General features: G+C 62.2%; 22 protein-coding genes. 10 read left to right on the forward strand and 12 right to left on the reverse strand.

Going from position 1 to position 20,974, the window contains the following annotated elements:
- The first annotated feature begins 42 nt into the window (after positions 1-42).
- A complete protein-coding gene (locus NKI24_RS04815) occupies positions 43-936 on the forward strand; it encodes a LysR family transcriptional regulator (RefSeq protein WP_352743687.1) in 894 nt (297 codons plus the stop codon).
- A gap of 92 nt (positions 937-1,028) precedes the next feature.
- On the opposite strand, the gene NKI24_RS04820 is transcribed toward NKI24_RS04815, so the two are convergent.
- Positions 1,029-1,457 (reverse strand): VOC family protein, encoded by a 429-nt coding sequence (locus tag NKI24_RS04820; RefSeq protein WP_352743689.1) that lies wholly within the window; start codon positions 1,455-1,457, stop codon positions 1,029-1,031.
- A gap of 216 nt (positions 1,458-1,673) precedes the next feature.
- On the opposite strand from NKI24_RS04820, the gene NKI24_RS04825 reads away from it, so the two are divergent.
- Positions 1,674-2,876, forward strand: a complete 1,203-nt coding sequence (locus NKI24_RS04825) for an MFS transporter (protein ID WP_352743691.1) — start codon at positions 1,674-1,676, stop codon at positions 2,874-2,876.
- A 97-nt stretch (positions 2,877-2,973) separates the two neighbouring features.
- On the opposite strand, the gene NKI24_RS04830 is transcribed toward NKI24_RS04825, so the two are convergent.
- Positions 2,974-3,876 carry a sigma-70 family RNA polymerase sigma factor gene (locus tag NKI24_RS04830; protein ID WP_352743692.1) on the reverse strand — a complete coding sequence of 301 codons (903 nt, stop codon included), beginning with the start codon at positions 3,874-3,876 and terminating at the stop codon, positions 2,974-2,976.
- 201 nt (positions 3,877-4,077) lie between these two features.
- Here NKI24_RS04830 and NKI24_RS04835 point away from each other — a divergent pair, with 201 nt between their 5' ends.
- The 7 genes from NKI24_RS04835 (at position 4,078) to NKI24_RS04865 (ending at position 13,152) form a co-directional block, all read left to right on the forward strand.
- Positions 4,078-5,484, forward strand: coding sequence for an MFS transporter (locus tag NKI24_RS04835; protein WP_352451469.1), 1,407 nt, complete (start codon positions 4,078-4,080; stop codon positions 5,482-5,484).
- Positions 5,485-5,917: 433 nt separating this feature from the next.
- Complete coding sequence (locus NKI24_RS04840) at positions 5,918-7,114, forward strand: acyltransferase family protein (protein WP_352743694.1); 1,197 nt, start codon at positions 5,918-5,920, stop codon at positions 7,112-7,114.
- Between the two features lie 2 nt (positions 7,115-7,116).
- On the forward strand, positions 7,117-8,223 hold the full coding sequence (locus NKI24_RS04845; protein ID WP_352743696.1) for a glycosyltransferase family 2 protein: 1,107 nt from the start codon (positions 7,117-7,119) through the stop codon (positions 8,221-8,223).
- A gap of 6 nt (positions 8,224-8,229) precedes the next feature.
- Positions 8,230-9,258, forward strand: a complete 1,029-nt coding sequence (locus NKI24_RS04850) for a glycosyltransferase family 2 protein (RefSeq protein ID WP_502901433.1) — start codon at positions 8,230-8,232, stop codon at positions 9,256-9,258.
- 9 nt (positions 9,259-9,267) lie between these two features.
- Entirely contained in the window at positions 9,268-11,055 is a 1,788-nt protein-coding gene (locus tag NKI24_RS04855; protein ID WP_502901434.1) for an ABC transporter ATP-binding protein, read from the forward strand.
- A gap of 1,062 nt (positions 11,056-12,117) precedes the next feature.
- The gene (locus tag NKI24_RS04860; RefSeq protein WP_292659780.1) at positions 12,118-12,336 is read left to right on the forward strand and encodes a hypothetical protein; all 219 of its coding nucleotides are present in this window, start codon (positions 12,118-12,120) and stop codon (positions 12,334-12,336) included.
- A gap of 111 nt (positions 12,337-12,447) precedes the next feature.
- The gene (locus NKI24_RS04865; protein ID WP_352451465.1) at positions 12,448-13,152 is read left to right on the forward strand and encodes an SOS response-associated peptidase; all 705 of its coding nucleotides are present in this window, start codon (positions 12,448-12,450) and stop codon (positions 13,150-13,152) included.
- On the opposite strand, the gene NKI24_RS04870 is transcribed toward NKI24_RS04865, so the two are convergent.
- Both NKI24_RS04870 and NKI24_RS04875 read right to left on the reverse strand, forming a co-directional pair.
- Positions 13,149-13,409: a hypothetical protein gene (locus NKI24_RS04870; RefSeq protein ID WP_352451464.1), complete on the reverse strand. Its 261-nt coding sequence runs from the start codon at positions 13,407-13,409 to the stop codon at positions 13,149-13,151. The genes NKI24_RS04865 and NKI24_RS04870 overlap by 4 nt on opposite strands.
- Positions 13,410-13,412: 3 nt before the next feature.
- Positions 13,413-13,673: a hypothetical protein gene (locus tag NKI24_RS04875; protein ID WP_352451463.1), complete on the reverse strand. Its 261-nt coding sequence runs from the start codon at positions 13,671-13,673 to the stop codon at positions 13,413-13,415.
- A 136-nt stretch (positions 13,674-13,809) separates the two neighbouring features.
- Between NKI24_RS04875 and NKI24_RS04880 the strand changes: the two genes are divergently transcribed.
- Positions 13,810-13,989 carry a hypothetical protein gene (locus NKI24_RS04880; RefSeq protein ID WP_352451462.1) on the forward strand — a complete coding sequence of 60 codons (180 nt, stop codon included), beginning with the start codon at positions 13,810-13,812 and terminating at the stop codon, positions 13,987-13,989.
- Between the two features lie 147 nt (positions 13,990-14,136).
- Here the strand turns inward: NKI24_RS04880 and NKI24_RS04885 are convergent, their stop codons facing one another.
- The 8 genes from NKI24_RS04885 to NKI24_RS04920 form a co-directional block, all read right to left on the reverse strand.
- A complete protein-coding gene (locus tag NKI24_RS04885) occupies positions 14,137-15,672 on the reverse strand; it encodes a GNAT family N-acetyltransferase (RefSeq protein WP_352743699.1) in 1,536 nt (511 codons plus the stop codon).
- Entirely contained in the window at positions 15,647-16,444 is a 798-nt protein-coding gene (locus NKI24_RS04890) for a helix-turn-helix domain-containing protein (protein ID WP_352451460.1), read from the reverse strand. The genes NKI24_RS04885 and NKI24_RS04890 overlap by 26 nt, the downstream gene beginning before the upstream one ends.
- A 474-nt stretch (positions 16,445-16,918) precedes the next feature.
- On the reverse strand, positions 16,919-17,068 hold the full coding sequence (locus NKI24_RS04895) for a hypothetical protein (protein ID WP_023677295.1): 150 nt from the start codon (positions 17,066-17,068) through the stop codon (positions 16,919-16,921).
- 3 nt (positions 17,069-17,071) lie between these two features.
- Complete coding sequence (locus NKI24_RS04900) at positions 17,072-17,401, reverse strand: DUF2934 domain-containing protein (RefSeq protein WP_352451459.1); 330 nt, start codon at positions 17,399-17,401, stop codon at positions 17,072-17,074.
- Positions 17,402-17,529: 128 nt separating this feature from the next.
- On the reverse strand, positions 17,530-18,165 hold the full coding sequence (locus tag NKI24_RS04905) for a BA14K family protein (RefSeq protein ID WP_352451458.1): 636 nt from the start codon (positions 18,163-18,165) through the stop codon (positions 17,530-17,532).
- 88 nt (positions 18,166-18,253) lie between these two features.
- The gene (locus NKI24_RS04910; protein ID WP_352451457.1) at positions 18,254-19,015 is read right to left on the reverse strand and encodes an ABC transporter ATP-binding protein; all 762 of its coding nucleotides are present in this window, start codon (positions 19,013-19,015) and stop codon (positions 18,254-18,256) included.
- A gap of 37 nt (positions 19,016-19,052) precedes the next feature.
- Positions 19,053-20,051, reverse strand: a complete 999-nt coding sequence (locus NKI24_RS04915; protein ID WP_352743703.1) for an ABC transporter substrate-binding protein — start codon at positions 20,049-20,051, stop codon at positions 19,053-19,055.
- 58 nt (positions 20,052-20,109) lie between these two features.
- Complete coding sequence (locus tag NKI24_RS04920) at positions 20,110-20,958, reverse strand: ABC transporter permease (protein ID WP_352743705.1); 849 nt, start codon at positions 20,956-20,958, stop codon at positions 20,110-20,112.
- Positions 20,959-20,974 lie beyond the last annotated feature (16 nt).

Here is a 20,974-nt window from a genome sequence, read left to right on the forward strand (position 1 = left end):
TATGGTGCCCACAATCCGTTCTTTCGTGCCTGGAATTCCGGAATGACCACCATCCTCGAAAAGACCGCCGGTCTCGTCGCCTTCGTCCGCACAGTCGATGCCGGCTCGTTCCATGCCGCCAGCCGGCTGGTCGGCTCCAGCCCGTCGGCAGTGTCGAAAAGCGTGGCGCGGCTCGAGCGTCGGCTCGGCGTCAGGCTGATCCAGCGCTCGACGCGCCGGCTCGGGCTCACCAGCGAAGGCCTCGCCTACTACGAGCGCGTGGCGCCGCTGCTCAGGGCGCTGGACGATGCCGAAGACATCGTCCAGATGGCCGATACGGCGCGCGGCCTGCTGCGCGTTACAGCGCCGGTCGAGCTTGGGCGTGGCCTGATCGCGGCATGGGCGCAAGCGTTCCTTGCGCAGCACGGCGAAGTGAAGGTCGAGCTCAGCGTCACCGACCGTCACGCCGATCTGATCCGCGAAGGCTATGACGTTGCGGTGCGCATGGGGCCGCTCTCAGACACCGGGCTCGTCGCGCGCAAGATCGCCAATCTGCCGATCATGCTGGTGGCCTCACCGGCCTATGTCGAGCGGCGCGGCCGTCCGGCATCGGTCGAGGATTTACGGGACCATGAATTCGTCCGCCACCAGATGGCTGGCCGGCCTTATCCGGTCACGTTTGCCGACGGTACGATGATCGTGCCGGATGGGCGGCTCGATACCGATGACGGCGGCGCCATCCGCAATGCGGCACTTGCCGGCGCCGGCATCGCGCATCTCATGCAGTTTGCGGTGCAGGACGATCTCGACGCGGGCCGCCTGGTCCGCATGCTGCCCGAGGTGGCGATGCCGACCATGCCGGTGCACATCGTCCATGCGTACGGGCGACAGCTGCCGGTCCGGGCGCGGCTGTTCGTCGATTTCCTTGCAGGCCAAATGGCTGCGCTGACGCGATAGGGCAGACGCATGGTCTATGACGCAAACACCCAGCTTTTGGCAGAGACCAACCGTGCCGGCCGTTTGCGCAAGCGAACCACCCTTACCCGAAGCTAGAAAGTGATCTTCACTGAATCGGCGCTGCGGTTGGCGGCGCCGTGGTGGACGGCCTCGATGTTGTTGTCGTCGGGGTCGAGCAGGAAGGCGGCGTAATAGCCGGGATGGTAGGATCGTTCGCCGGGCGCGCCATTGTCGGTGCCGCCGCCGTCGAGGCCGGCCCTGTAGAATGCGTCGACCATGGCGCGGTCATTTGCCTGGAAGGCCAGGTGGTGGCGGCCGGTCAGCTTTCCCAGGGCCGCCGGGCTGTCGGGGCTGGAAATGAACAGCTCGTCGGCCCAGAAATAATCATTGCCGGCGCCACCGATCGGTATGCCGAGCACGTTGAGAACCGCCTCGTAGAAACGACGGCTGGCCTTGAGATCCCTGACCACCAACTGGAGGTGGTCGATGAGACGGCCGCGATGAAGTTCCTGATTTGCCATGCTTGACAGCTCCTGATCGCCGGTTGGAAATCTAGCTTCGAATGGTGCGCGGTCAATCCAGAAAGCCGTGGAATGGCGCCATCGCGCCGACTGGATAAAAAATGCAACCAGATTGTCGGATTCAAGACATGTCCAACGTCCTTCGGACGCAAGCGGCTCGGCGGAGCTCGAAAAGGTCGTGCCGTATCAACGCTTCCGGCATGGGAGAAAAGTGAAATGAGCCTTCCCTATCGTTGGGTTATCGTCGCGGCTGGCGCGCTGATGACCTGTGTCGCCCTCGGGGCGATGTTCTCGCTGGCGATCTTTCTCGAACCGATGGCGCTCGACACACAATGGTCGCGCGCCGGCATATCGAGCGCGATGACGCTGAACTTCCTGGTAATGGGCCTCGGCGGCTTCGCCTGGGGCGCCATTTACGACCGCTTTGGCGCCCGCATCGTCGTGATGACCGGCGCCGTGCTGCTCGGCCTGGCGCTGGTCCTGGCCAGCCGCACCGGTTCGCTGCTCGTTTTCCAGTTGGCCTACGGCGTGCTCGTCGGCCTCGCGGCAAGCGCCTTTTTCGCGCCGATGATCGCGCTGACCTCCGCCTGGTTCGACACGAACCGCAGCCTCGCCGTCTCGCTGGTCTCGGCCGGCATGGGCGTGGCGCCGATGACCATCTCGCCCTTCGCCCGCTGGCTGATTTCGGCCTACGACTGGCGCACCGCGATGTTCGACATCGGCATAACCGCGTGGGTGCTGCTACTGCCGGCCGCGCTTCTGGTGCGCCAGCCGCCCAAGCCCGCTGCCGACGGCGCTGCCCCAAGCGTTGCGGCCGAGGGTGCCGGCATGACGGTTGCGCAGGCGCTGCGCTCGCCGCAATTCATCGTGTTGGGACTGACCTTCTTTGCCTGCTGCGCGGCGCATTCCGGGCCGATCTTCCACATGGTGAGCTATGCGATGCTGTGCGGCATAGCGCCGATGGCGGCGGTCAGCATCTACAGCATCGAGGGCCTGGCAGGGCTGGGTGGCCGGCTGCTTTACGGCGTGCTTGCCGATCGGTTGGGCGTTAAACCGGTGCTGATCACCGGGCTGGCCATACAGGCCGTGGTTATCGCCGCCTATCTGGCGGTCAGCGAGCTTGGTCAATTCTACACGCTCGCCGTCATCTTCGGCGCCACCTATGGCGGCGTCATGCCGCTCTATGCGGTGCTGGCGCGCGAATATTTCGGCCAGCGCATCCTCGGCACGGTGTTCGGTGCAGTAACCATGCTGTCCAGCCTCGGCATGGCTTTCGGCCCGCTCGCCGGCGGCATGGTGTTCGATGCCTATGCCAGCTATTCCTGGCTGTTCATCGGCTCGGCCCTTGTCGGGCTTGGCGCGATGGCGATTGCGATCGCCTTCCCGCCGCTGCCGCGCAGGGAGTTGCAACCGGCTTAAAGCACGATCGGTGGAAAAGGGCGGCCGCTTGGATGGCAAGCGGCCGCGATCCAAAAATAGCTGGCAGTGTTTGTTCGGCATTATGAAACGCGAATTGCTATGCCCGCAGAGGCATCACCTCGGCGCCATCAAGCGTGTAGCGCGCATAGCGGAAATCGCGAATTCTCGCCAATCTGTCGCCGGCCCATTCCAGCAGGATAAAGTATTTTAGCCCTCCGGCCGAGTCGTCCGGATCAATCACAAGAATGGCTGGCTGCCGATCCACCAGGCCTGGAAGCAGCCGCCAATCGTGGATACCCGCGTAATTGTGGAAGTACCGGCCCACTTTCGTGCGACCACTCGCCCGGAGCCGGTTGACGAGGTCAAGCCGGACGTCCTCGGCCAGCATGTCGCGGATCGCATCGAAGTCGCGGGCGTTGAACCGCTCTACATAGGCTGCCAGACGCGCCCGCTCCGGCTCGGCCAACAACGGCACGGGCCTATCGTCAGGCTCGCCGGCGACCTCGCGCAGGCGCAGACGGCCGCGATGCAGTGCGGCTTTCACCGCCGGAACGCTGCTGTCGATAATGTTGCCGATCTCTTCGATCGTATAGCCGAGCACATCCATGAGGATGACGCTGCTGCGCTGCGCCGCGGGCAGGCGCATGAAGGTCTGCAGGCTTGCGGCTGCAGTGTGCCGACCCTCGGCCGATATGCCGGGGTCAGGTATCGTGTCGATATCCTCGACGGCATGCGCGGCATCCACCCTGGCGCGACGGCGCAGGTGGTCGAGCGCTGCATTGTGCGCGATGCGAAACAGCCAGCCCTCGACATTGGCTATCGGCCCGGTCCCGGGGAACGCCTCAAGGGCCTTGACCGTAGCTTCCTGGACGACATCCTCGGCATCGATCACCGAACCGGTCATGCGGGCACAATAGCGGTGCAGTTTCGGCCGCAATTCGCCGAGCAGCCGATCAAATGGCTCCCGTCCTTCTGGGGTGCCGGTTGCGGATCCGGTCATCGCACAAGGATCAATTTCATGCGTATCTCCCAGGCAGGCGCCCGTCATCGGGCGCAGCGTCTTATAGACGCTCGACGATGGCAAAAGGATTCGGTCGAAAAAACTTTCTCTTGCTGGAATCCTTTGATGGTTCCTACGCGTCTCTGGATCACGGGCCCGTAACCTGGCGGGCCCTTTGTTCAAGCCGGAGGCGCCATAGTCATGAGCAAGCAAAGTGCGGGATCAACGAAGGTCTGGGTTCTCGCCCTCACGTCGATAGGCTCCTTGATGGTCGTTCTCGATGCGATGGTTGTGGCGACGGCATTGAGCACGATGCGGGTCGAGCTCGATGCCTCGCTGGAGACGCTGCAATGGACGATGAACGCCTATAATTTGAGTTTTGCCGTCCTGCTCATGACCGGGGCTGCGCTCGGTGACCGGTTCGGCCGCCGCCGTACGCTCGTTGCCGGGTTGGCGCTGTTCGTCGCAGCGTCGGTTGCCTGCGCGCTCGCTGGCAATGCCGGATTGCTGATTGCGGCCCGTGCGGTCCAGGGCGCAGGTGCCGCAATGGTCATGCCGCTGGCAATGGCGCTGCTGAGCGTCGCTTTTCCTCCGGAGGAACGAGGCAAGGCGCTGGGTATCTTCAGCAGCATCACCGGCCTGGCCCTGATCATCGGCCCGATGGCGGGCGGTGCGATTTCCGAAGGCCTCTCCTGGCACTGGATCTTCTGGCTCAATGTGCCGGTCGGCATCGTTCTCATCCCGCTGGTGCTGCGTCGGATTCCGGAGAGTCACGGGCCGGGCACGGTTATCGATGTCCTCGGCGTCGTGCTGGTAACTGCGGCGGCATTCGGAGTGGTCTGGGGCCTCATGCGCGGCAACATCGTGGGCTGGAGCAGCTCTGAAGTGCTGACGGCGCTGACGGCCGGGCTGCTTTTCGCCATCGTGTTCGTCCTTTGGCAGCTGCGTACCCGTGAGCCCATGCTGCCTTTGCGGTTCTTTCGGGCGCACGCGTTCTCCTCGGGCGTAGGGGCGAACTTCCTGCTTTGCGCCGCCATGTACGGCCTCGTATTCCTGTTGCCGCAGTTTCTGCAGTTTGCCCAGAGCCGTGGGCCGTTCGGCGCCGGCATGGGATTGCTGCCCTGGACCGCGACGCTTTTCGTGGTCGCACCGATCTCCGGCAGCCTGATCAACCGCGTCGGCGAGCGCTGGCTTGTGGTGGCCGGACTGATCCTGCAAGCGGCTGGAATGGCCTGGCTGGCGCAGATCGCCGCACCTGATCTGCCCTATATCCAGCTAGTCGCCCCACTGATCATTACCGGTGCCGGCGTGTCGATGGCCATGCCTGCCGCGCAGAACGCGGTTCTCAATGCGGTCGCCCGGCCGGAGGTCGGCAAGGCTGCCGGCACGTTCAACACATTCCGCTTCCTTGGTGGCGTATCCGGGATCGCGATCGCCGGTGCGGTGTTCGCCGGCACTGGAAGCTTCTCGTCCACCGACGCGTTCAGCGATGGCTTCACCTCGGCAATCGACGTCTCCGCTCTGCTCTCGCTCGCCGGTGCGCTCGTCGGAATGGGGCTCCCGGAGCGTCGCACAGTGGCGCTCGCGAATGCCAACAAGGAGGCGTAACTCGGGAGTGGGAAGCTCGCGCTTGCTCCACTGTTGTCGCGTTAACAGCAGCCGCGCCAGCGCAGCAAAAAGGTCGCCGAGCGTCGGTTGCCGGCCGGTCCTGTGGGGGGCATCTGTGTCCAGACCCAGATCTTGCGCGCCCGTGATGGCGGCGAACATGCTGCATCGCAGCACCCTGCCGCCGATATCGGCGGGCCAAGGCAGTGCGAGAAAATCGTCAAAAATGGACAATTCGGGCTGGTTCCTGCTGTTTTTTGGCTTTTATTAGCCGTGCCTCACGTTCCTGTTTCAAATGTGTCAACTTTTTGTGTTGCGTTGCACAATGGTGGTCCTATTCTGCGCAAGGGGGGCGCTTCCGATTGGAATGCGCCGTGAACGAAGCCGCTATATTGACCGATTGGCAGTTTCGCCGTCCCGCCGGCGTACGTCACTAATGGGAAATGCGCGCGACACCCAATTGGACGCGCTGAGGGCCATCGCCGTGACGATGGTGCTGTATTCCCATTTCTTCGCGGCTGGAGGGTCCTCGTTCTGGGGCCATATCGGCGTGCGTCTGTTCTTCGTGCTGAGCGGCTTTCTGATCACCCGCCTGCTGCTCGAAGCCCGCTCGACCGCCGAATTCGAAACCGGACCGGCGCTGAAATCCTTCTATATCAGGCGGGCGCTGCGGATATTCCCGCCTTATTTCGCCGTGCTGGGTTTCGTCTGGCTGGTGGACCTGGAGCAGTCCAGAGGATCGCTGGCCTGGCATGCGTTCTATCTGTCGAATTTCTGGTACGCGGCGCAGAATGAATGGACGCCCTGGCTGCTCTGCCATTTCTGGAGCCTGAGCATCGAGGAGCAGTTCTATATCGCCTGGCCGCTGATCGTCCTGCTGGCGCCGCGCCAGCGCCTCGAAGCGATCTGCATCGGCGTTATCGTGCTGTCGCTGGCCTATCGGTTTTATTGGCCGATCGCTGGAACGCCTGGTTTGGCGCGCGACCTGCTGCCGCCGGCGTCGATGGATGCACTGGCGTCAGGCGCGCTGCTCGCCGCCTACCGGTCAAGAACAGCCGGCTTGCCGCAATGGCTTCGAAATGGCTGGCCGGGGCTCGCGGTGGCGTTTTTCGTTCTGCAGTGGTTTGCGCCGGCGCCGGCAAATCCGGTGCAGGAATGGGGCCTCTGGCTGCTGTTGCAGATACTGCCTCTCGTACCGCTGGTGGTCATCGTTGCAAGCTGTTCGACAGGGGTTGGCGGCTATATCGGAAAACTTCTCGAACTGCCGCCGCTGCTTGGCCTTGGCTGCATCAGCTACGGCGTCTATCTCTACCATCCGATAGTGCTGGCGTTGGTCGTTAAGTCCCAGCCCTGGATCCCGCTCAACGTCTCGGAGCAAGGGCCGGGGCGGTTCCTGGTCGCGGGAACTGCGACGCTCATGCTGGCTTCGGTTTCGTGGCTGCTTTTCGAAAAGCCGCTCAACAGCCTCAAGCGCCACTTCCCCTATGTTGCTGGAAAAGGCCGCGGCGCCATCTCGGCAGGCATGGACGTGGGCAATGCCGGATGGCTCGCGGCGGGAGCATATCCGGGCAGGCCACTTGATGGTGGCACGTCACCCTTGCCGCGCAAGCTGCACCGAACCGATCGGAGCTGATCATGGCTGCTGCTCCCTTGGTTTCCGTTCTGCTGCCGATCTACAATGCGGGACCTTATCTCGCCGCTGCGCTGGGCAGCGTCCTGCGCCAGGATTACGAGCGTCTGGAGATCATCGCCATCGATGACGGCTCGACCGACAACTCGCTGCAGATCCTGCAGAAATACCGCCAGGCCGACAATCGCATCTCGATCATCTCACGCGAAAACCGTGGCCTGATCGCAACTTTGAACGAAGGCCTGGCCGTGGCGCGCGGCGATGTGGTCGCCAGGATGGACGCCGACGACATCGCCTATCCCCAGCGCCTGTCGCGGCAGGTCGCGCTGTTCAACCAGCAGCCTGACCTGGCTCTATGCGGCGCGGGTTTCGATACCTTGCTCGGCAACCGCATCGTCAGGGGTTCGCCCGATCCGATATTCCAGGACAATATCCTGCGAATACTGTCGATGTTCTTCACGATCTTCATGCATTCCACGGTCGTCTACAACAGGAAGGTCATAGAAGAAGATGTTCTATATTACGATACCAGATACAAGCATGCCGAGGATTTCGACCTGTTCAGGCGGCTGACCGACCGCTACCCGGCGGCCATGATCCCCGAAAGCCTGATCGCCTATCGTATCCATGACGACAGCGTGACCAACAGGCACAAGCGCGAAATGCGCAGGACCCATTTGAAGATCGTCGCCGAGAACCTCGAGCGCGAAGGGCTCGCACAAGAGACGCAGGGCCTCCGCGACATCGGTGAGGTCCTGTCGATGGACACGGTTCGCCGTGCCGCCGAATGGATCCTTGCGCTGGAAGAAAGGATTTCCGCACTGCCGGCCGAGACGAGGCCGAGCTACCAGGCCGGCACGCTGAACCTGTTCTATTTCCTCTACCAGCTGATATCGGGGGAAAGGCAGCCGCTGCTGATGCACGAATTCCTGACGCGGACGGCGAAATGGAAACTCATCCGGCGGCGCGAGCAGTACGTGTTTCGCACCGGTGCCTTCGCGCCGCGCTTCAGTCTCGCCTCGATGTCGGTCACCAGGCAGGTGGATGCCTTGTCGCGGTATCTGCAGTCCGTGCCGGCCGCGGCGGTTTTGCCTTCGAACCAGTTGAGCTAGCAGCGCATGTTCGTCAAATCCCATCAGCTCCAGCAGCGCGGCCGCTCGACGGTGCCGGCGGCCATGTCGCCCCGGCCGCAGCACGGGCCGGCACCGGAGGTCAGCTTCATTGTCTGCACACGCGACCGCGTCAACGTGCTCGAGCCTTGCATAAAGTCGATCCAGGCCGCGTGCCGCGCCTACGCCGCCTTCTCTGCCGAACTGGTGGTTGTCGACAATGGCTCGACCGACTGCACAGCAGAGCGGCTGGCCGGCATAGCCGAACTTTCTGACATTCCGTTCACGGCCATTCGCGAGCCGCGACCCGGATTGGCGGCCGCGCGCAACGCCGGGCTGGAGCGCGCGCGGGGCCGCGTGCTGGTCTTCGTCGACGATGATTGCGCTGTCCACAAGGATTATTTGCGCGATCTGCAGCGGCACTATGCGGCCGGCGAACGGGTCATCCGCGGTGGGCGGGTCGAGATCGGCGACCCCCGCGACCTGCCGTTCACCATAAAGCGGTCGCCGGTGCGCGCGCGGCTTACCCCAGACGTCCATCCCGGCGGCTTCGTGCTTGGCTGCAACATGACGATGCACCGCGATGTTGCCACCCGCATCGGCCGTTTCGACGAACGGTTCGGCGCCGGCGGCCCGCTGCGCTCCGCAGAGGATACGGACTATCTAGTGCGGGCGGTGCTACTTGGGATCCCGGTCGAATACGTGCCCGACATGACTATCTATCACCATCACGGCCGGCGCGACCGCAAGGCCATCGAGAAGCTGCACCGCGACTACAGCATGGGCAATGGCGGGCTTTGCCTGAAACATATCCGCCACGCGCCGTGGCTGCTTCGCCATTGCTACTGGTCGATGAGGGCGGCCTTGCGCGAACTGGTGAAAGGCCCTCTGTTCGACCGTGAACTCAAGCTGTCGCACTGGCCGATCGTCGGCATGAATTTGCTCGGCGCGGCCAAGTTCGCGGTGCTTTTGCTGGCGAAATCGCCGCAGCCGGCGCAAATGCGACAGGAGCAACAGGCAAATGCCGAGGCAAGGTGATCGGCCATCATGCGACTGATGCCGCCCAGCCTGCCGATGCTGCGCCGCGCGCTGGGGAGAAAGCAGTTGCGCCTGCTTCCGGCCGTGGTGGTGCTCGGGCTGCTCAGCGCCGCGCTTGAAGGCTTCGGCATCGGCCTGATTATCCCGTTGCTGAACATAATCATGGGGCAACAGGGGCAGACCGGCATGGCTGGCTTCTCCGCCGTCTTCCAGCATGTCGGATCGAGCTTGAGCGAGCGCGACCGGCTGATCGTCATTTCGGTCGCCATTCTCGGCTCGATCGTGCTGAAGAATCTGTTCGCCTTTGCCAACACGCTGCTGACCACCTTTATCTATGGCAAGGCAAGCCATTCGATCCGCAGCGCGCTGTCGGAGCAGCTGCTGCGGGTGGGCTACCCGTTCTTCCTACAGCAAAGCCCCGGACGGCTGCTCAACATCATCTCCAACGAATCCTGGCGGGCCTCGGATGCCATCCAGATCACGTTGGGGGCAATCGTCAATGCATCGGCCGCAATCATCCTATTGGCCTTCCTGCTGCTTCTGTCGTGGCAAATGACGCTGCTGGTCACGCTGGGGCTGGCCCTCGTCCAGGTCGCGCACGCCATGCTGTCGGCCAATCTGAAGGCGCCGAGCCGCAGCGTCGCCTCCCGCAACAGCCAGCTCGCATCGCAGATGCTGCATCTGGTGCATGCCGGGCGGCTGATCCGCATTTTTGGCCAGGAGCAACGCGAGAAGGCGGCATTCGACCAGGCATCGGATGCGGTGCGCCGGGCGGCGTTCGTGCTTTTGACGCGTCAGGGAGCTTTGCCGCCGCTGACCGAGGTTCTGCACGCCATGCTGTTCCTGGCGGTGGTGATCGGCGCCTGGTTCGCCAATGTTTCCTTCCCGCTGATCGTCGCCTTCGTCATCCTGCTCTACAGGCTGCAGCCCTATATGCGGTCGCTGCAAATGGCCTGGAGCCAGCTGCAAGGCCTGAGCGGATCGCTTGAAGAGGTGACGTGGATGCTGGACCCATCCGGCAAGCCCGCGCCGCCGCAAGGCAGCGCAGCGTTCCCTGGGCTCAGCCAAGGCATCAAGTTCGAGGACGTCACCTTTACCTATTCTGGTTCGGAACAGCGCGCGGTGGTGCTGCATGCGGCGAGCTTCGACCTCCGCAGCGGCCGCTCGACCGCGCTGATCGGCCGGTCGGGCGCCGGTAAGACGACGATCGTCAATCTTTTGTGCCGCTTCGTCGAACCGAATAGCGGCAGGATTCTCGTTGATGGATCGCCTCTGGACCATATTGACCCCGGCCAATGGCGAAAACATATCGCGCTTGCCAGCCAGGAGCTGGAGCTGGTCGACGGCACGATTTTCGACAACATAATCTATGGCCAGGACACCGCCTCGGCCAACGACGCCGAGCGCGCCGCAAGGCTGGCCGAAGCGCATGACTTCATCGAGCAACTGCCGCAGGGTTATTGGACGGTCGTCGGCTATCGTGGCGTCAATCTCTCGGCGGGACAGCGGCAGCGGATCGCGCTGGCCAGGGCCCTGGTGCGCGATCCCGACATCCTCATCCTCGACGAAGCCACCAATGCGGTGGACGGCCTGTCGGAAGCGGCAATCGTCGAGACGCTCAAGTCGCGCGCCGGCCGCCGCACCACCATTGTCATCAGCCATCATCGCAGCACCATCTCGTTCTGCGACGACGTCGTGATCCTGAGCCACGGCCGCGTGAAAAAGCAGGCGCCGTTCGCCGCACTTGCGACGCTCAGCATGGACGAGCTTTACCAGCACGAGGCGCTGGAAGGCTGAGGGCGACCCCGCTGCGTGCGCGCTGGGAGGTCGTCTCGGATGTCAATTCAGGTCAAGCATCTCAGGGGCGAGGAAGACCTCCGCCATACGTCTCTACGGGATTTCTGGGATGATGAGTGATCCCGAGCTTACCCGCTTTCCATCTGGAGCGTACAGAACCAAGGGTCCGCCTGCCAAATCCAGCAATGGCAGACGGACCCTAATCAGCGCATGAAGGGACTGATTCTGCGCCGATGTCTCCTCGAGGAGGTGACGCCATCAACTGAAGACGGGCGCAGTTGTTCCCGACGCCGGCCCTACACAAGACCATTGCGCAGGCAGGTCAGACTTAGGTCCCTGTAAACGCGCATCGCTGGCTGGAGTGAACATCGGATCGGTTCGGTGGTAGCGAAACTTCGGCCGGAGATAGATGCAGCCATTGGGTTCCGGGGCATGACCGGCTCGGCGCTGATCATGGGCGGCGATCGATCCCCGCACGACTGATGCCGAGGGAATACGCATCCACCGGCGCCAGTGAAGTTGTCCAAGCGGTACGCAGCGGTCGTCAAGCTGTTGCTAATATGCAGCACAGGCAGCGCTCTATGAACGGCGTCGCTTGGAACCGCTACCTCCGATCAACCGTTAGTGTCACAATGACAAACCAAAAAGTGAGGCTGATGATGGACCCGCTGCAAAACAACACGTTGGAGATCTGGTGTCTTGCGGCCGTTCCGCTGTCACTACTCCTTACGGTGTTATTAGCCGGATTTATCCTTTAGCCGGACCCAACGAGGCCGGCTGCGGACCGGGGCCTGGAAGATGAAAATGCCGGCTATTTAGGCACGCTAGGCGTCGCGGACACCCCGTAGCACCAGGCCGTGGCAGCCTTTCCAACATTGCCATCATAATCGGCACTTTCGACCGGTCCGGTCCGCGGCGATTGCTCGCAGGCCCGTTGCGAGGGCGAGCATGCGAGCTCGTACGTTTTTTACACAATCTCTGATTGGTGGACTCGCCCGCCGCCATCGACGTTAATTTTGCGTTAGCGACAGGAGGGGGGAGATCGCTAAAGGGAGGAAGAAAATGAAAGAAAACTACGATCTGACGATCGACTACGACGACGAACCTTACGACAACAAGCCTTACGATCTAGCCACATTCGCAAGGAAGCACGGGCTCAACATTCGAGCCGCCGAGCTTCTTCTTTTCGCCAAAGGCCCGTCTCGAGCGGCCTGCGATGCCGCGGCGAGGGCTTTTCTCGCGGCAGTCGCCGCACAAGCTATGAGACAATCGGCGCGGTAGGTCTCACAAACCATTGCTGACACGGCCTGCCGTGTCAGCAACCCGACGCACAGCGCTGGAAATTCCAGGCCGTTTCCAACAAGATGCCTGAGCATCCGGGAACGGCCTGAAATGTGCAATCTCTACAACATCACGACCAGCCAGGAGGCCATCCGCCAGTGGACCCGCGCCTTGCGCGACATCCTCGGCAATCTCGAACCCTCCATCGATATCTATCCCAACCAGCCCGGCCCTGTGGTGCGCAACACGCCGGACGGCGAACGCGAATTGGCCAATCTGCTGTGGGGCATGCCGACGCCACTGGAGCGGGTGAAGGGCAAGGCCGACTATGGCACCACCAATATCCGCAATCCGCAATACGGCCATTGGCAGCAATATCTCGGCATTGAGAACCGCTGCGTGGTGCCCGTCACCAGCTTTGCCGAGCCCAGCCCGACGCCCGGCGACAAGGACCCCGAGACCGGCATCCAGCGCAACTACTGGTTTGCACTCGGCGAGGACCGCCCGCTGTTCTTCTTTGCCGGCCTGTGGACGCGCTGGCATGGCCTTCGCAAGGTGAAGGACGGCCCCGCCGATCACCAGGTCTATGGCTTCATGACGACCCAGCCCAACGCGCTGATCGCGCCGATCCACGAAAAGGCAATGCCGGTGATCCTGACCACGCCGGAAGAAACCGAGGCCTGGCTCACCGCGCCATGGTCCGAGGCAAGGCACCTGCAGCGCACGGCGCCCGATGATGCGCTGGTGATCGTCGATAAGCCGGCGACGCAGATCAAGTTTCCGCAGCAGACGCCGGTGCAAGGCTCGTTGTTTTAGCGCTTGAACTTCTGCAGCACCCAGATGTAGCCCTTGGGCGGATGATCCTGGTCGATGAACTGCGTCTTCACCGTCGTGTCCTTGCGGCTGCATCGCTTGCACCTGAACCTGATCGCTTCCAGCGGCTTGCTCCAGCCCACCACCTGGGCCACGTCATTCGCCCTGAAGCGTCCGACGTGGTAGCAATGGCCGCACTCCACGATGAGCAGCATGTTGGCCTTGGCGGCACGCCCAACGCTGTCCATCGGCCCGGCCATGGCTCATTTCCGGGTCGAGTAATCCTCGGGCAGCGGAAGCAGGCCAAGCTCCGCCATCCGATAATCGGGCTCCTTCTCCGCGACGCTGGCCAGCACCTCGTGCAATTTCTCGACAAACCCGCAAAGCTGCCAGAACAGCTCGCCATGCGCCTTCAGATGCAGCTGCGACGACAGCACCGTCCGGCGCAGGCTCAAAGTGTCCCTGATGATCGCCTCCGCATCCCTCGCCGACAGCCTGTCGAACCGGCTTTTTCGTCTGCCCATCGCGGCTCTCCTCGATTTGTGAGCAACCGCCCCGCCTACTGACAAATAGGAAGGCATTCCTCGCAGAGTCAATTCGCTCTTGACGTTTTTGTTCCCGTTTTGTTCAATTTCAACAGGAACGATCGGAGCCGTCGTCATGGACCACATCGTGAGGCTGGACAGCCGCCAGGAGGCAGCCCTGCAGGCCATCGCCGACAAGTTCATTGCCCAGCACCAGGGCGATGCGGTGAAGGCGCTCAAGGAGATGATTGTGCTGAATGGGCATTTGCAGGAACGGCTTGATACGGTGGAGGGCCGGCGCCGGGCGGTGCGCTGAGGAGTGGAGAGTGGGCCAGAACCCAAGCGCCGTTATGACTCCTAATCAAAGAGGCGGTATCCTAGCCGCCGGCCAGGCCATTTAAGCTGTACCGGTTTTGCGCATGATGCGTCACTAGCCGCAAAGCGATGACAACGCGTCGGTTTGTCATGGCGTGAATCCGAGATCACGACCGGCCAACAGCTGTCGTAACTTTGCTGTCGTGATCCGAAAGATCGACTGTGGAGGATGGGCACCAAAGACTCCCATCTGTCTGAGCCGAGCGATCGGGATTGCGGGCTCCATGTATGCGGCTAGGAGATAATTAATCACCTTAACGGGACGCGTTGGCGTCGCCTGCCAAGCCTCAAGGTCCTTCTCGCTGTAGACGGAGCGACCACCAGTCATCAATAAAAGATCGCGGGTCGATTCCGCGAGCCTCATATCTTCCAAAATGCCAATTGCCGTAATCGCCTGTGATGGCTTGAGGTCGGATTTTCCCTTGTAGAACATTAGCAGTGCCCCAGGGGCACCCAGGTTGGACGGCGCGCGGCAAAGATAGACCTTGCGGATGGTGTTTCCAGGTCGTTTGGGGCCTCCACCGCGGCCTTGTGGATCGAACAATTCAAACTGCACAAGCTGGCGAAGGTCCGGATAAAGAACGTCGTGGTAGGCTTCTTGTATCGGGATCCCGAAGGCCTCGGTCTCCTCAGTAACCACAAAGCGAGGATAGTTCAGGCGGTGTGTGTCAAAGCTGCTTTGGCTGGGAACGGGTGGGAGTGCAGCAGGCGACAGCATTTTCTCGTAGATCCGCTCCTCATCTTCCTTTGTTGCGGTATGCTGGAACCCAAAATATTCCAGGAGATCGATCAGAGTGGGTTGGGTCTCAAAGGTCGTGACATAGATGAGATTGTAACGATTCCGCTGGGCGAACCAGAAAGCCTTTTTGAGCAACAGCTCACCGATCTTGAAGCCGCGTTTCTCCGGCCGGACTTTGAACGTGCAAATCTTCAGGATCTTCGCAGCTTTTTGGGTTGCATCTGTATCCGCGCCGATTTCATCTTTCCGTACGAGAATGCCGGCCACGCCGCCATCGTCTACGATCCAGCATGGACGGTGCTGTTTGACGCATTTCTCGGTCCACCAAGCATCGAAGTCTTTATAGTCTTCGCGCAGGCTATCGAAAATCGTGTCAGTGAGCGGGATGGAATGGGCTGAAACCTCTTCGACATATCGGACTGGAGCCTCGACAGGCTCGAAGGTTGTACGGAGCAGCTGCACGGCATCTGCCACAAAGAGTACTCGACGTCCGAGCTCGGGCGAATGACGACGCGCACGATCATGGAACCCACGGTCCTGCGTAACAACAAAGTCGGCAGCCCTAATGGCTAGGGCATGTAGCAGCGTTGCATCGACCACGTCATTCGGGCGCGGCAAAGAGCCGAATTCGGCTTGAAGCTGTGCGGCTGTCAGACCGCGAACCTTAACTTGCGTCTGGAACTTGTCGAGCTTGCTTAGGGAGATACGGCGGCGCCTTGCATCAGTGTCCCGGCCAATATCATCTCGCGCGGCCTCATGGACAAATATGTCCACTTTATGCTTGGCGGCGAGACTAGTGAACGCAGCGAAGGCCGGTTCGACCGTTCTGTTATCTTCTAGAAAAATTATGACATTAGTATCAATTAGATAAGTTTGACGGCTCATTCTGGAGCGCTCTTTGCAGACTGGGCTTTGCGTACAAAAATGACTGCGGTGCCTTAAACCCAAATCGCTCCCTCAATTCCGCTAAATCGAGGGGCCGAGAAAACAGCCGTGGCTTCACCATCGTCAGAGCGTAGCCTTCATCCAGCCCCCCAAAATAGGAGTCGAAATCGGCCTTACGAATCGAGGCCGACCTGCCATGGCGTTGCCACAGGGTTTTGATCGGCAACCGTTCGATACCACGGATTTCAGCGGCGCCAACAAGCGCGCGCACTGGCGACGTCGAATAGATATAAGCGACAGTTCCTCGAGGGGTAGCTAATGGAAACCTGCGCCGAAGTTCGACTGTTTTCTTGCCGACCAGAATCTTTTTGGAGTACTCGGGTTTAATACTTAGAACAAGATCGCGACGCGACCTGAGGTCATCGTCGAAGATCGGCAATACATATTGGTCATGATCATCTTGGTATGCTCTCAAGGTATCGGCGAGAGCGTCGGACACAGCTGGGAAGACAGCATCGATACGCAAGCGCGCGCCCAATGCTTCGACATATCGTTGAAGGGAAGAAATCTGAACATCGCCCCGCTGTTCGATTTTCGAGACGGCGGCTTGGCCTACGCCCAACCGTTGTGCAAGCTCCAATTGGGTCAGTCCGAGAGCCTGCCGCAAGGTTTTCAGTGATATGCCAACTACACGGCCAGCCTCGCCGCTGCCGACGCGAACTGCATCGACGAAGGTGCCATCTTTCGATGCAATATTGTCTCTCTGATTCATGGGTATAATGATAGCAGGTATATTCCCTATAAGGAATTATTGTATATCGCCGGAGACATTCGCGCCGGCATAGTCCCGCCTGACCAGACTGAGGTCATGCACATGGATCAAGTCGAAATGCCTCGAGATCAAAACTGGGAGGCACGCCGCAACTGAAATGAGTGTGGTTCGAGCATCAGCTTTCGGCCACTGTCGTGATCGTCGGAGCGACTGCGTTGAGCGACAGAGCGATAAGCTGGCTGGCGAAGGGGAACAGCGTTGCCGTTGCCAGGGCAGAACAGCCAAGCCTTAAGGCGCCGACGTCGCAATCGCAGCCCACGCAGGCCGAACTTTGCCCACTGCACGGCATCGCCCTATTAGGCCAGCCGATCGCCTGATAACGCTGTAGCGGCTTCGCGACGGCTTCTTACGAGCTGGAATTCAGGTTCCGCCAGGGGCATGCCGCGCGACTGGCTGGCGGGCACCAACGCCCCCTCAATGCCTCTTGAAATACTGCACCTCGCGTTCGTGCTTTTCGGCGGCCTCGCGGGTATCGAAGGTGCCGAGATTGCGGCGCTTGCCGGTCTTTTCGTCCTTCTTGCGCGAATAGAGGCGGTATTTTCCGTCTTTGAGTTTTCTGATCATCTGTCACTCCCCGAGCCGCTGCTTCCCCTTAAGGTTGCGCGCGGCTTGTTCGATAGCCGCCCTGTCGTTTCCCAGCCTGTCGATCAGCTCCTGCGCCTGTTCGCCCGATATGCCGGTGCGCACCGCCAGGGCCTCCACCGTCAAAACGTCGGAGCTCGCGACCTCGCGGGTTTCCGGCAGGGCATCGCCTGCCGTCAGTGGCAGGGCCGCCTCCCTGTCGATCTCGGCCTCGGCCCGGTGCCAGTGCCGCTCGGGATCGCCATCGATCCCGCCTTCGCGTTCCCAGATCTGGTATGCGCGCTCACGAATCTTGTCTTCCCGGTCGTCGCCCATGTTGATTTCTCCTTTGGATATCGGATGAACGCCGCGCCAACCCGAACGATCCAAGAAATCTGCGTGATCGTTGGGTGGGGTCGCGCAAGGCGCTATGCACTGCGGCCGCCAGCCACCCCACGGCCTGCCTACTCGCACTGCCTGCGCGGCCCGCCCGAATACGGCTGATAGCTGTTGTCCTCCGGTCGATATGACCGGTAGCGGCTGAAGCAGTATTGCACGTGGTCGAATGAGAGCTCGGCGGCGCCGGGTTCATCCGATGGCGGGTAGCCCTCCACCGACGACCTATCGCTCGCCTCGAAATAGCTGCCGTCATCGGCGGCGCCGAGATAGGGCGAGATGCAGGGGCGCTGTTGTCCGCTGTAGGATGTGTAGTGGTTGTCGTCCGGCCTGTAGGAGCGGTAGCGGCTGGCGCACCATTCGACATGAGCGGCGGGCAGCGTCTGCTGCTCTTCCGCTGGTGGCTGGATAGAGCCGGTCGCGGTGATGTCGGTTGTCGACGCTGCGGCGGCATCGGCGGGTTTCGAGGTGCGATCGACTTCCGAGGTGCGAACGGGGACCGGGCGGGCCGGGAGGCGCTCGAGGCGCTGCGAGGCCGGGTTCACCGGTCGCGGGTCCCTGGTCCACAGTTCGGCGACGCTGGAGACCGGGGCGGCCGGCCGTACCGGCTTGGCTATTAGAAGCCAGGTGGCGAAGGCGAGGCCGCTGGCGAATACGGCAAGCGTCAGCACGAAGCCGCCAAAGATTGCGAACAAGGCTTTCATGCCGCGCTCCTTCGCCTCCCGGTTAAGGAAATGCGGGGGCGGGGAATCCGGTTCCAGGAAAGCGCGGGGCGGGGATCTTAGGCGGCTTTCAGTGCAGGCCGAATTCGCGCAGCAGTTCCTCGCGGTAACGTACGAAGCGGCTTTCGCTGCGCTCGCGCGGGCGGGGCAGGTCGATGTCGATCAGCCGCGCCGCGCCGCCTTTCTCCTTGGGCAGGATCAGTACCCGGTCGGCAAGGTAGATCGCTTCCTCGAGGTCGTGCGTCACCATCACCATGGTGACGTTCTCCTCGCTCCAGATGCGCGCCAGTTCCTCCTGCATGCCGATCTTGGTCATCGCGTCGAGCGCGCCCAGCGGCTCGTCGAGCAGCAGGATTTCGGGCTGCACGGTCAAGGCGCGGGCGATGCCGACGCGCTGTGCCATGCCGCCCGATAGCTGCCGGGGAAAGGCATCGCTGAATTCGGCGAGGCCGACCAGCGCGATATAGAAGTGCGCCCTTTCCTCGGCCGCCGCCTTCGGCACGCCGCGCACTTCGAGACCGAAGGCGACATTGCCGAGCACGGTCAGCCAGGGCAGCAGGCGCGGCTCCTGGAAAATCACCGCACGCTCGGCGCCGACGCCGTGCACCGGCTTGCCGTCGATAGCGACGCCGCCGCTGTCGGCGGCCTCCAGCCCGGCAAGTATGCGCAGCAGCGTGGTCTTGCCCGATCCGCTGGCGCCGACGATGACAAGGCATTCGCCCGAGCGGATGTCGAGGTTGAGGGTCCTCAACACGGCGAGCGAGCGCCCACTGATGCTGAACGATTTGGACAGGTCGCGTATGCTGACCTGACCGCCGCTTGTGCTGCTCATCGCGCGCGTCTCCCAACTGGTTGGTCGGTTGCTTTTGTCAGTTGGTCTTGGTTTCGCCCGGCCGGTAGAGGATGTCCGCTGCCTTCAGCTTGCCCTTTGGCAGGCGGCCGTCGCGCTCGAGCACGCTGACCCAGAAGTCGATGTCGCGGTCCGTCGCCTTGGCCCCCTGGCGCAGGCCGAAGCCGGTCCAGTAACGCGCCAGCTCGCCGTTCTCGCCGCGCTTGTCGAGGATATTTGCCAGCACCTTGCGCGCTTCGTCGGGGTTCTGCAGCGACCAGTCGGAGGCGCGCGCCGATTGTTCGACGAAATTGCGGGCGGCGTCGGGATGCGCGGCGATGAAGTCGCGCCTGAGCACGACGAAGCCGCCGGCCAGCTCGCCCAGCACGTCGGTGTCGTTGAACACGCCACGCACGCCGCCGTTGTCCACGAGGGCGCCGGCAAACGTCGCCTGCCAGTAGCCGAGCGCCGCGATGTCGACCTGACGGGAGCGCAAGGTCTGTTCGAGCTGCGGTCCGGGCACGACGACGAGATTGGCGGCATCCGGCGGCAGGCCGACGCTGTGCAGCGCCTCGCGCACGGTGTAGTCGAGATGGGCGCCGAGCGTGTTGACGGCGATGGTCTTGCCGGCGATGTCGGCGATCGATTTGATCGGGCTGTCGTCCAGCACGTAGAAGACGCTACGCACCTTGCTGTTGATGCCGTTGCTCGGATAGGCGGCGACGAAGTCGTTGCCGCCGGAGATCGAGTTGATCACGGCTGCGGTTGCAGCCGAGCCGATATCGACGCTGCCGGAGGCCAGCGCAAACAATGATTCCGGGCCGCCGCCGGAATAGCCGACATTCTCGACCTCGATACCGAGGCCTTTGAAATAGCCGAGCTCGGCGGCCAACTCATGCGGAGAGATGCTGCCACGGCTGGCGAGTGAGCGGAAATTGACGGGTGCCGCTTCGGCAAAGGCGAAGCGCGGCAGGCCGGCGGTGAGAACGCCGGCGGCGAAGGGCGCGCCAGCAAGCAGGGAACGGCGGGAGATTTTCATGGTCCGGGTCTTTCCTGATTTGAGTTCTGGCCTGGTTGAGATTGGTAAGGGCGGGTGGTCAGTCGACGGAATTGCTCCAGCGGCAGAGCCGGCGCTGCAGGCTGACCAGCGCCTGGTTTGCAATCAGGCCGAGGCCGGCGAGGATGACGATTGCCGCAAACATCAGCGGGATCTGGAAATTGTATTGCGCGTTCATCACCTGGAAGCCGATGCCCTTGTTGGCGCCGATCATTTCGGAAGCGATCAACAGCAGCAGCGCCGTGGTGGCGCTGAGCCTCAGTCCGACGAAGATCGACGGCACGGCGCCGGGCAGCACGACGCGACGGAAGACGGTGAGCTGCCTGGCACCATGGACGCGGGCCATCTCCAGCAGTTTCGGATCGACTTGCTTGACGCCGCCGATGGTGTTGAGCAGCAGCGGGAACAGCGTCGCCCAGAAGATGACGAATACCTTGGACGCTTCGCCGAGCCCAAGCAGCAGGATAAAGACGGGATAGAGCGCCAGCGCCGAGGTCTGGCGGAAGACCTGCAGGATGGGATCGAGCGCGGTCTCGACCGTGCGCACCTGACCCATGAACAGGCCAAGCGGGATGGCGACCAGCACGGCGGCCGCGAAAGCGAGACCGGCGCGCTGCAGGCTGATGGCGATGTCGCTGAGCAGAGTGCCGCCGACCAGCCCCTTCCAAAGTGCCGCGACAATCATGTCGATCGGCGGCAGCACGGCCGCGTTGACCCAGCCCGCGCTGCTCGACACTTGCCAGATTGCGAGGAAAGCGATGAGGACGCCGTAGCGCGACAGGAAGCGGATGCCCGCCCGGCCACCGAGGCGCAGGAAGTCCGTGCCGAGGCTTGTCGTGCTGTCAGGCGTGCCGAGGCTGGCGGCCTGTTCGATGTGCTGCAAGGTCATCGTGTTGCCTCCTGCT

Origin of the sequence: Mesorhizobium sp. M0701 (genome assembly GCF_040320365.1) — a bacterium.
Taxonomy (GTDB): Bacteria; Pseudomonadota; Alphaproteobacteria; order Rhizobiales; family Rhizobiaceae; genus Mesorhizobium.

Excerpts from the sequence above, each read along its gene's own strand:
- NKI24_RS04815 (WP_352743687.1), top strand. The coding sequence starts at position 43 with ATGACCACCATCCTCGAAAAGACCGCCGGTCTCGTCGCCTTCGTCCGC.
- NKI24_RS04820 (WP_352743689.1), bottom strand. The coding sequence starts at position 1,457 with ATGGCAAATCAGGAACTTCATCGCGGCCGTCTCATCGACCACCTCCAG.
- NKI24_RS04825 (WP_352743691.1), top strand. The coding sequence starts at position 1,674 with ATGAGCCTTCCCTATCGTTGGGTTATCGTCGCGGCTGGCGCGCTGATG.
- NKI24_RS04830 (WP_352743692.1), bottom strand. The coding sequence starts at position 3,876 with ATGACCGGATCCGCAACCGGCACCCCAGAAGGACGGGAGCCATTTGAT.
- NKI24_RS04835 (WP_352451469.1), top strand. The coding sequence starts at position 4,078 with ATGAGCAAGCAAAGTGCGGGATCAACGAAGGTCTGGGTTCTCGCCCTC.
- NKI24_RS04840 (WP_352743694.1), top strand. The coding sequence starts at position 5,918 with ATGGGAAATGCGCGCGACACCCAATTGGACGCGCTGAGGGCCATCGCC.
- NKI24_RS04845 (WP_352743696.1), top strand. The coding sequence starts at position 7,117 with ATGGCTGCTGCTCCCTTGGTTTCCGTTCTGCTGCCGATCTACAATGCG.
- NKI24_RS04850 (WP_502901433.1), top strand. The coding sequence starts at position 8,230 with ATGTTCGTCAAATCCCATCAGCTCCAGCAGCGCGGCCGCTCGACGGTG.
- NKI24_RS04855 (WP_502901434.1), top strand. The coding sequence starts at position 9,268 with ATGCGACTGATGCCGCCCAGCCTGCCGATGCTGCGCCGCGCGCTGGGG.
- NKI24_RS04860 (WP_292659780.1), top strand. The coding sequence starts at position 12,118 with ATGAAAGAAAACTACGATCTGACGATCGACTACGACGACGAACCTTAC.
- NKI24_RS04865 (WP_352451465.1), top strand. The coding sequence starts at position 12,448 with ATGTGCAATCTCTACAACATCACGACCAGCCAGGAGGCCATCCGCCAG.
- NKI24_RS04870 (WP_352451464.1), bottom strand. The coding sequence starts at position 13,409 with ATGGCCGGGCCGATGGACAGCGTTGGGCGTGCCGCCAAGGCCAACATG.
- NKI24_RS04875 (WP_352451463.1), bottom strand. The coding sequence starts at position 13,673 with ATGGGCAGACGAAAAAGCCGGTTCGACAGGCTGTCGGCGAGGGATGCG.
- NKI24_RS04880 (WP_352451462.1), top strand. The coding sequence starts at position 13,810 with ATGGACCACATCGTGAGGCTGGACAGCCGCCAGGAGGCAGCCCTGCAG.
- NKI24_RS04885 (WP_352743699.1), bottom strand. The coding sequence starts at position 15,672 with ATGAGCCGTCAAACTTATCTAATTGATACTAATGTCATAATTTTTCTA.
- NKI24_RS04890 (WP_352451460.1), bottom strand. The coding sequence starts at position 16,444 with ATGAATCAGAGAGACAATATTGCATCGAAAGATGGCACCTTCGTCGAT.
- NKI24_RS04895 (WP_023677295.1), bottom strand. The coding sequence starts at position 17,068 with ATGATCAGAAAACTCAAAGACGGAAAATACCGCCTCTATTCGCGCAAG.
- NKI24_RS04900 (WP_352451459.1), bottom strand. The coding sequence starts at position 17,401 with ATGGGCGACGACCGGGAAGACAAGATTCGTGAGCGCGCATACCAGATC.
- NKI24_RS04905 (WP_352451458.1), bottom strand. The coding sequence starts at position 18,165 with ATGAAAGCCTTGTTCGCAATCTTTGGCGGCTTCGTGCTGACGCTTGCC.
- NKI24_RS04910 (WP_352451457.1), bottom strand. The coding sequence starts at position 19,015 with ATGAGCAGCACAAGCGGCGGTCAGGTCAGCATACGCGACCTGTCCAAA.
- NKI24_RS04915 (WP_352743703.1), bottom strand. The coding sequence starts at position 20,051 with ATGAAAATCTCCCGCCGTTCCCTGCTTGCTGGCGCGCCCTTCGCCGCC.
- NKI24_RS04920 (WP_352743705.1), bottom strand. The coding sequence starts at position 20,958 with ATGACCTTGCAGCACATCGAACAGGCCGCCAGCCTCGGCACGCCTGAC.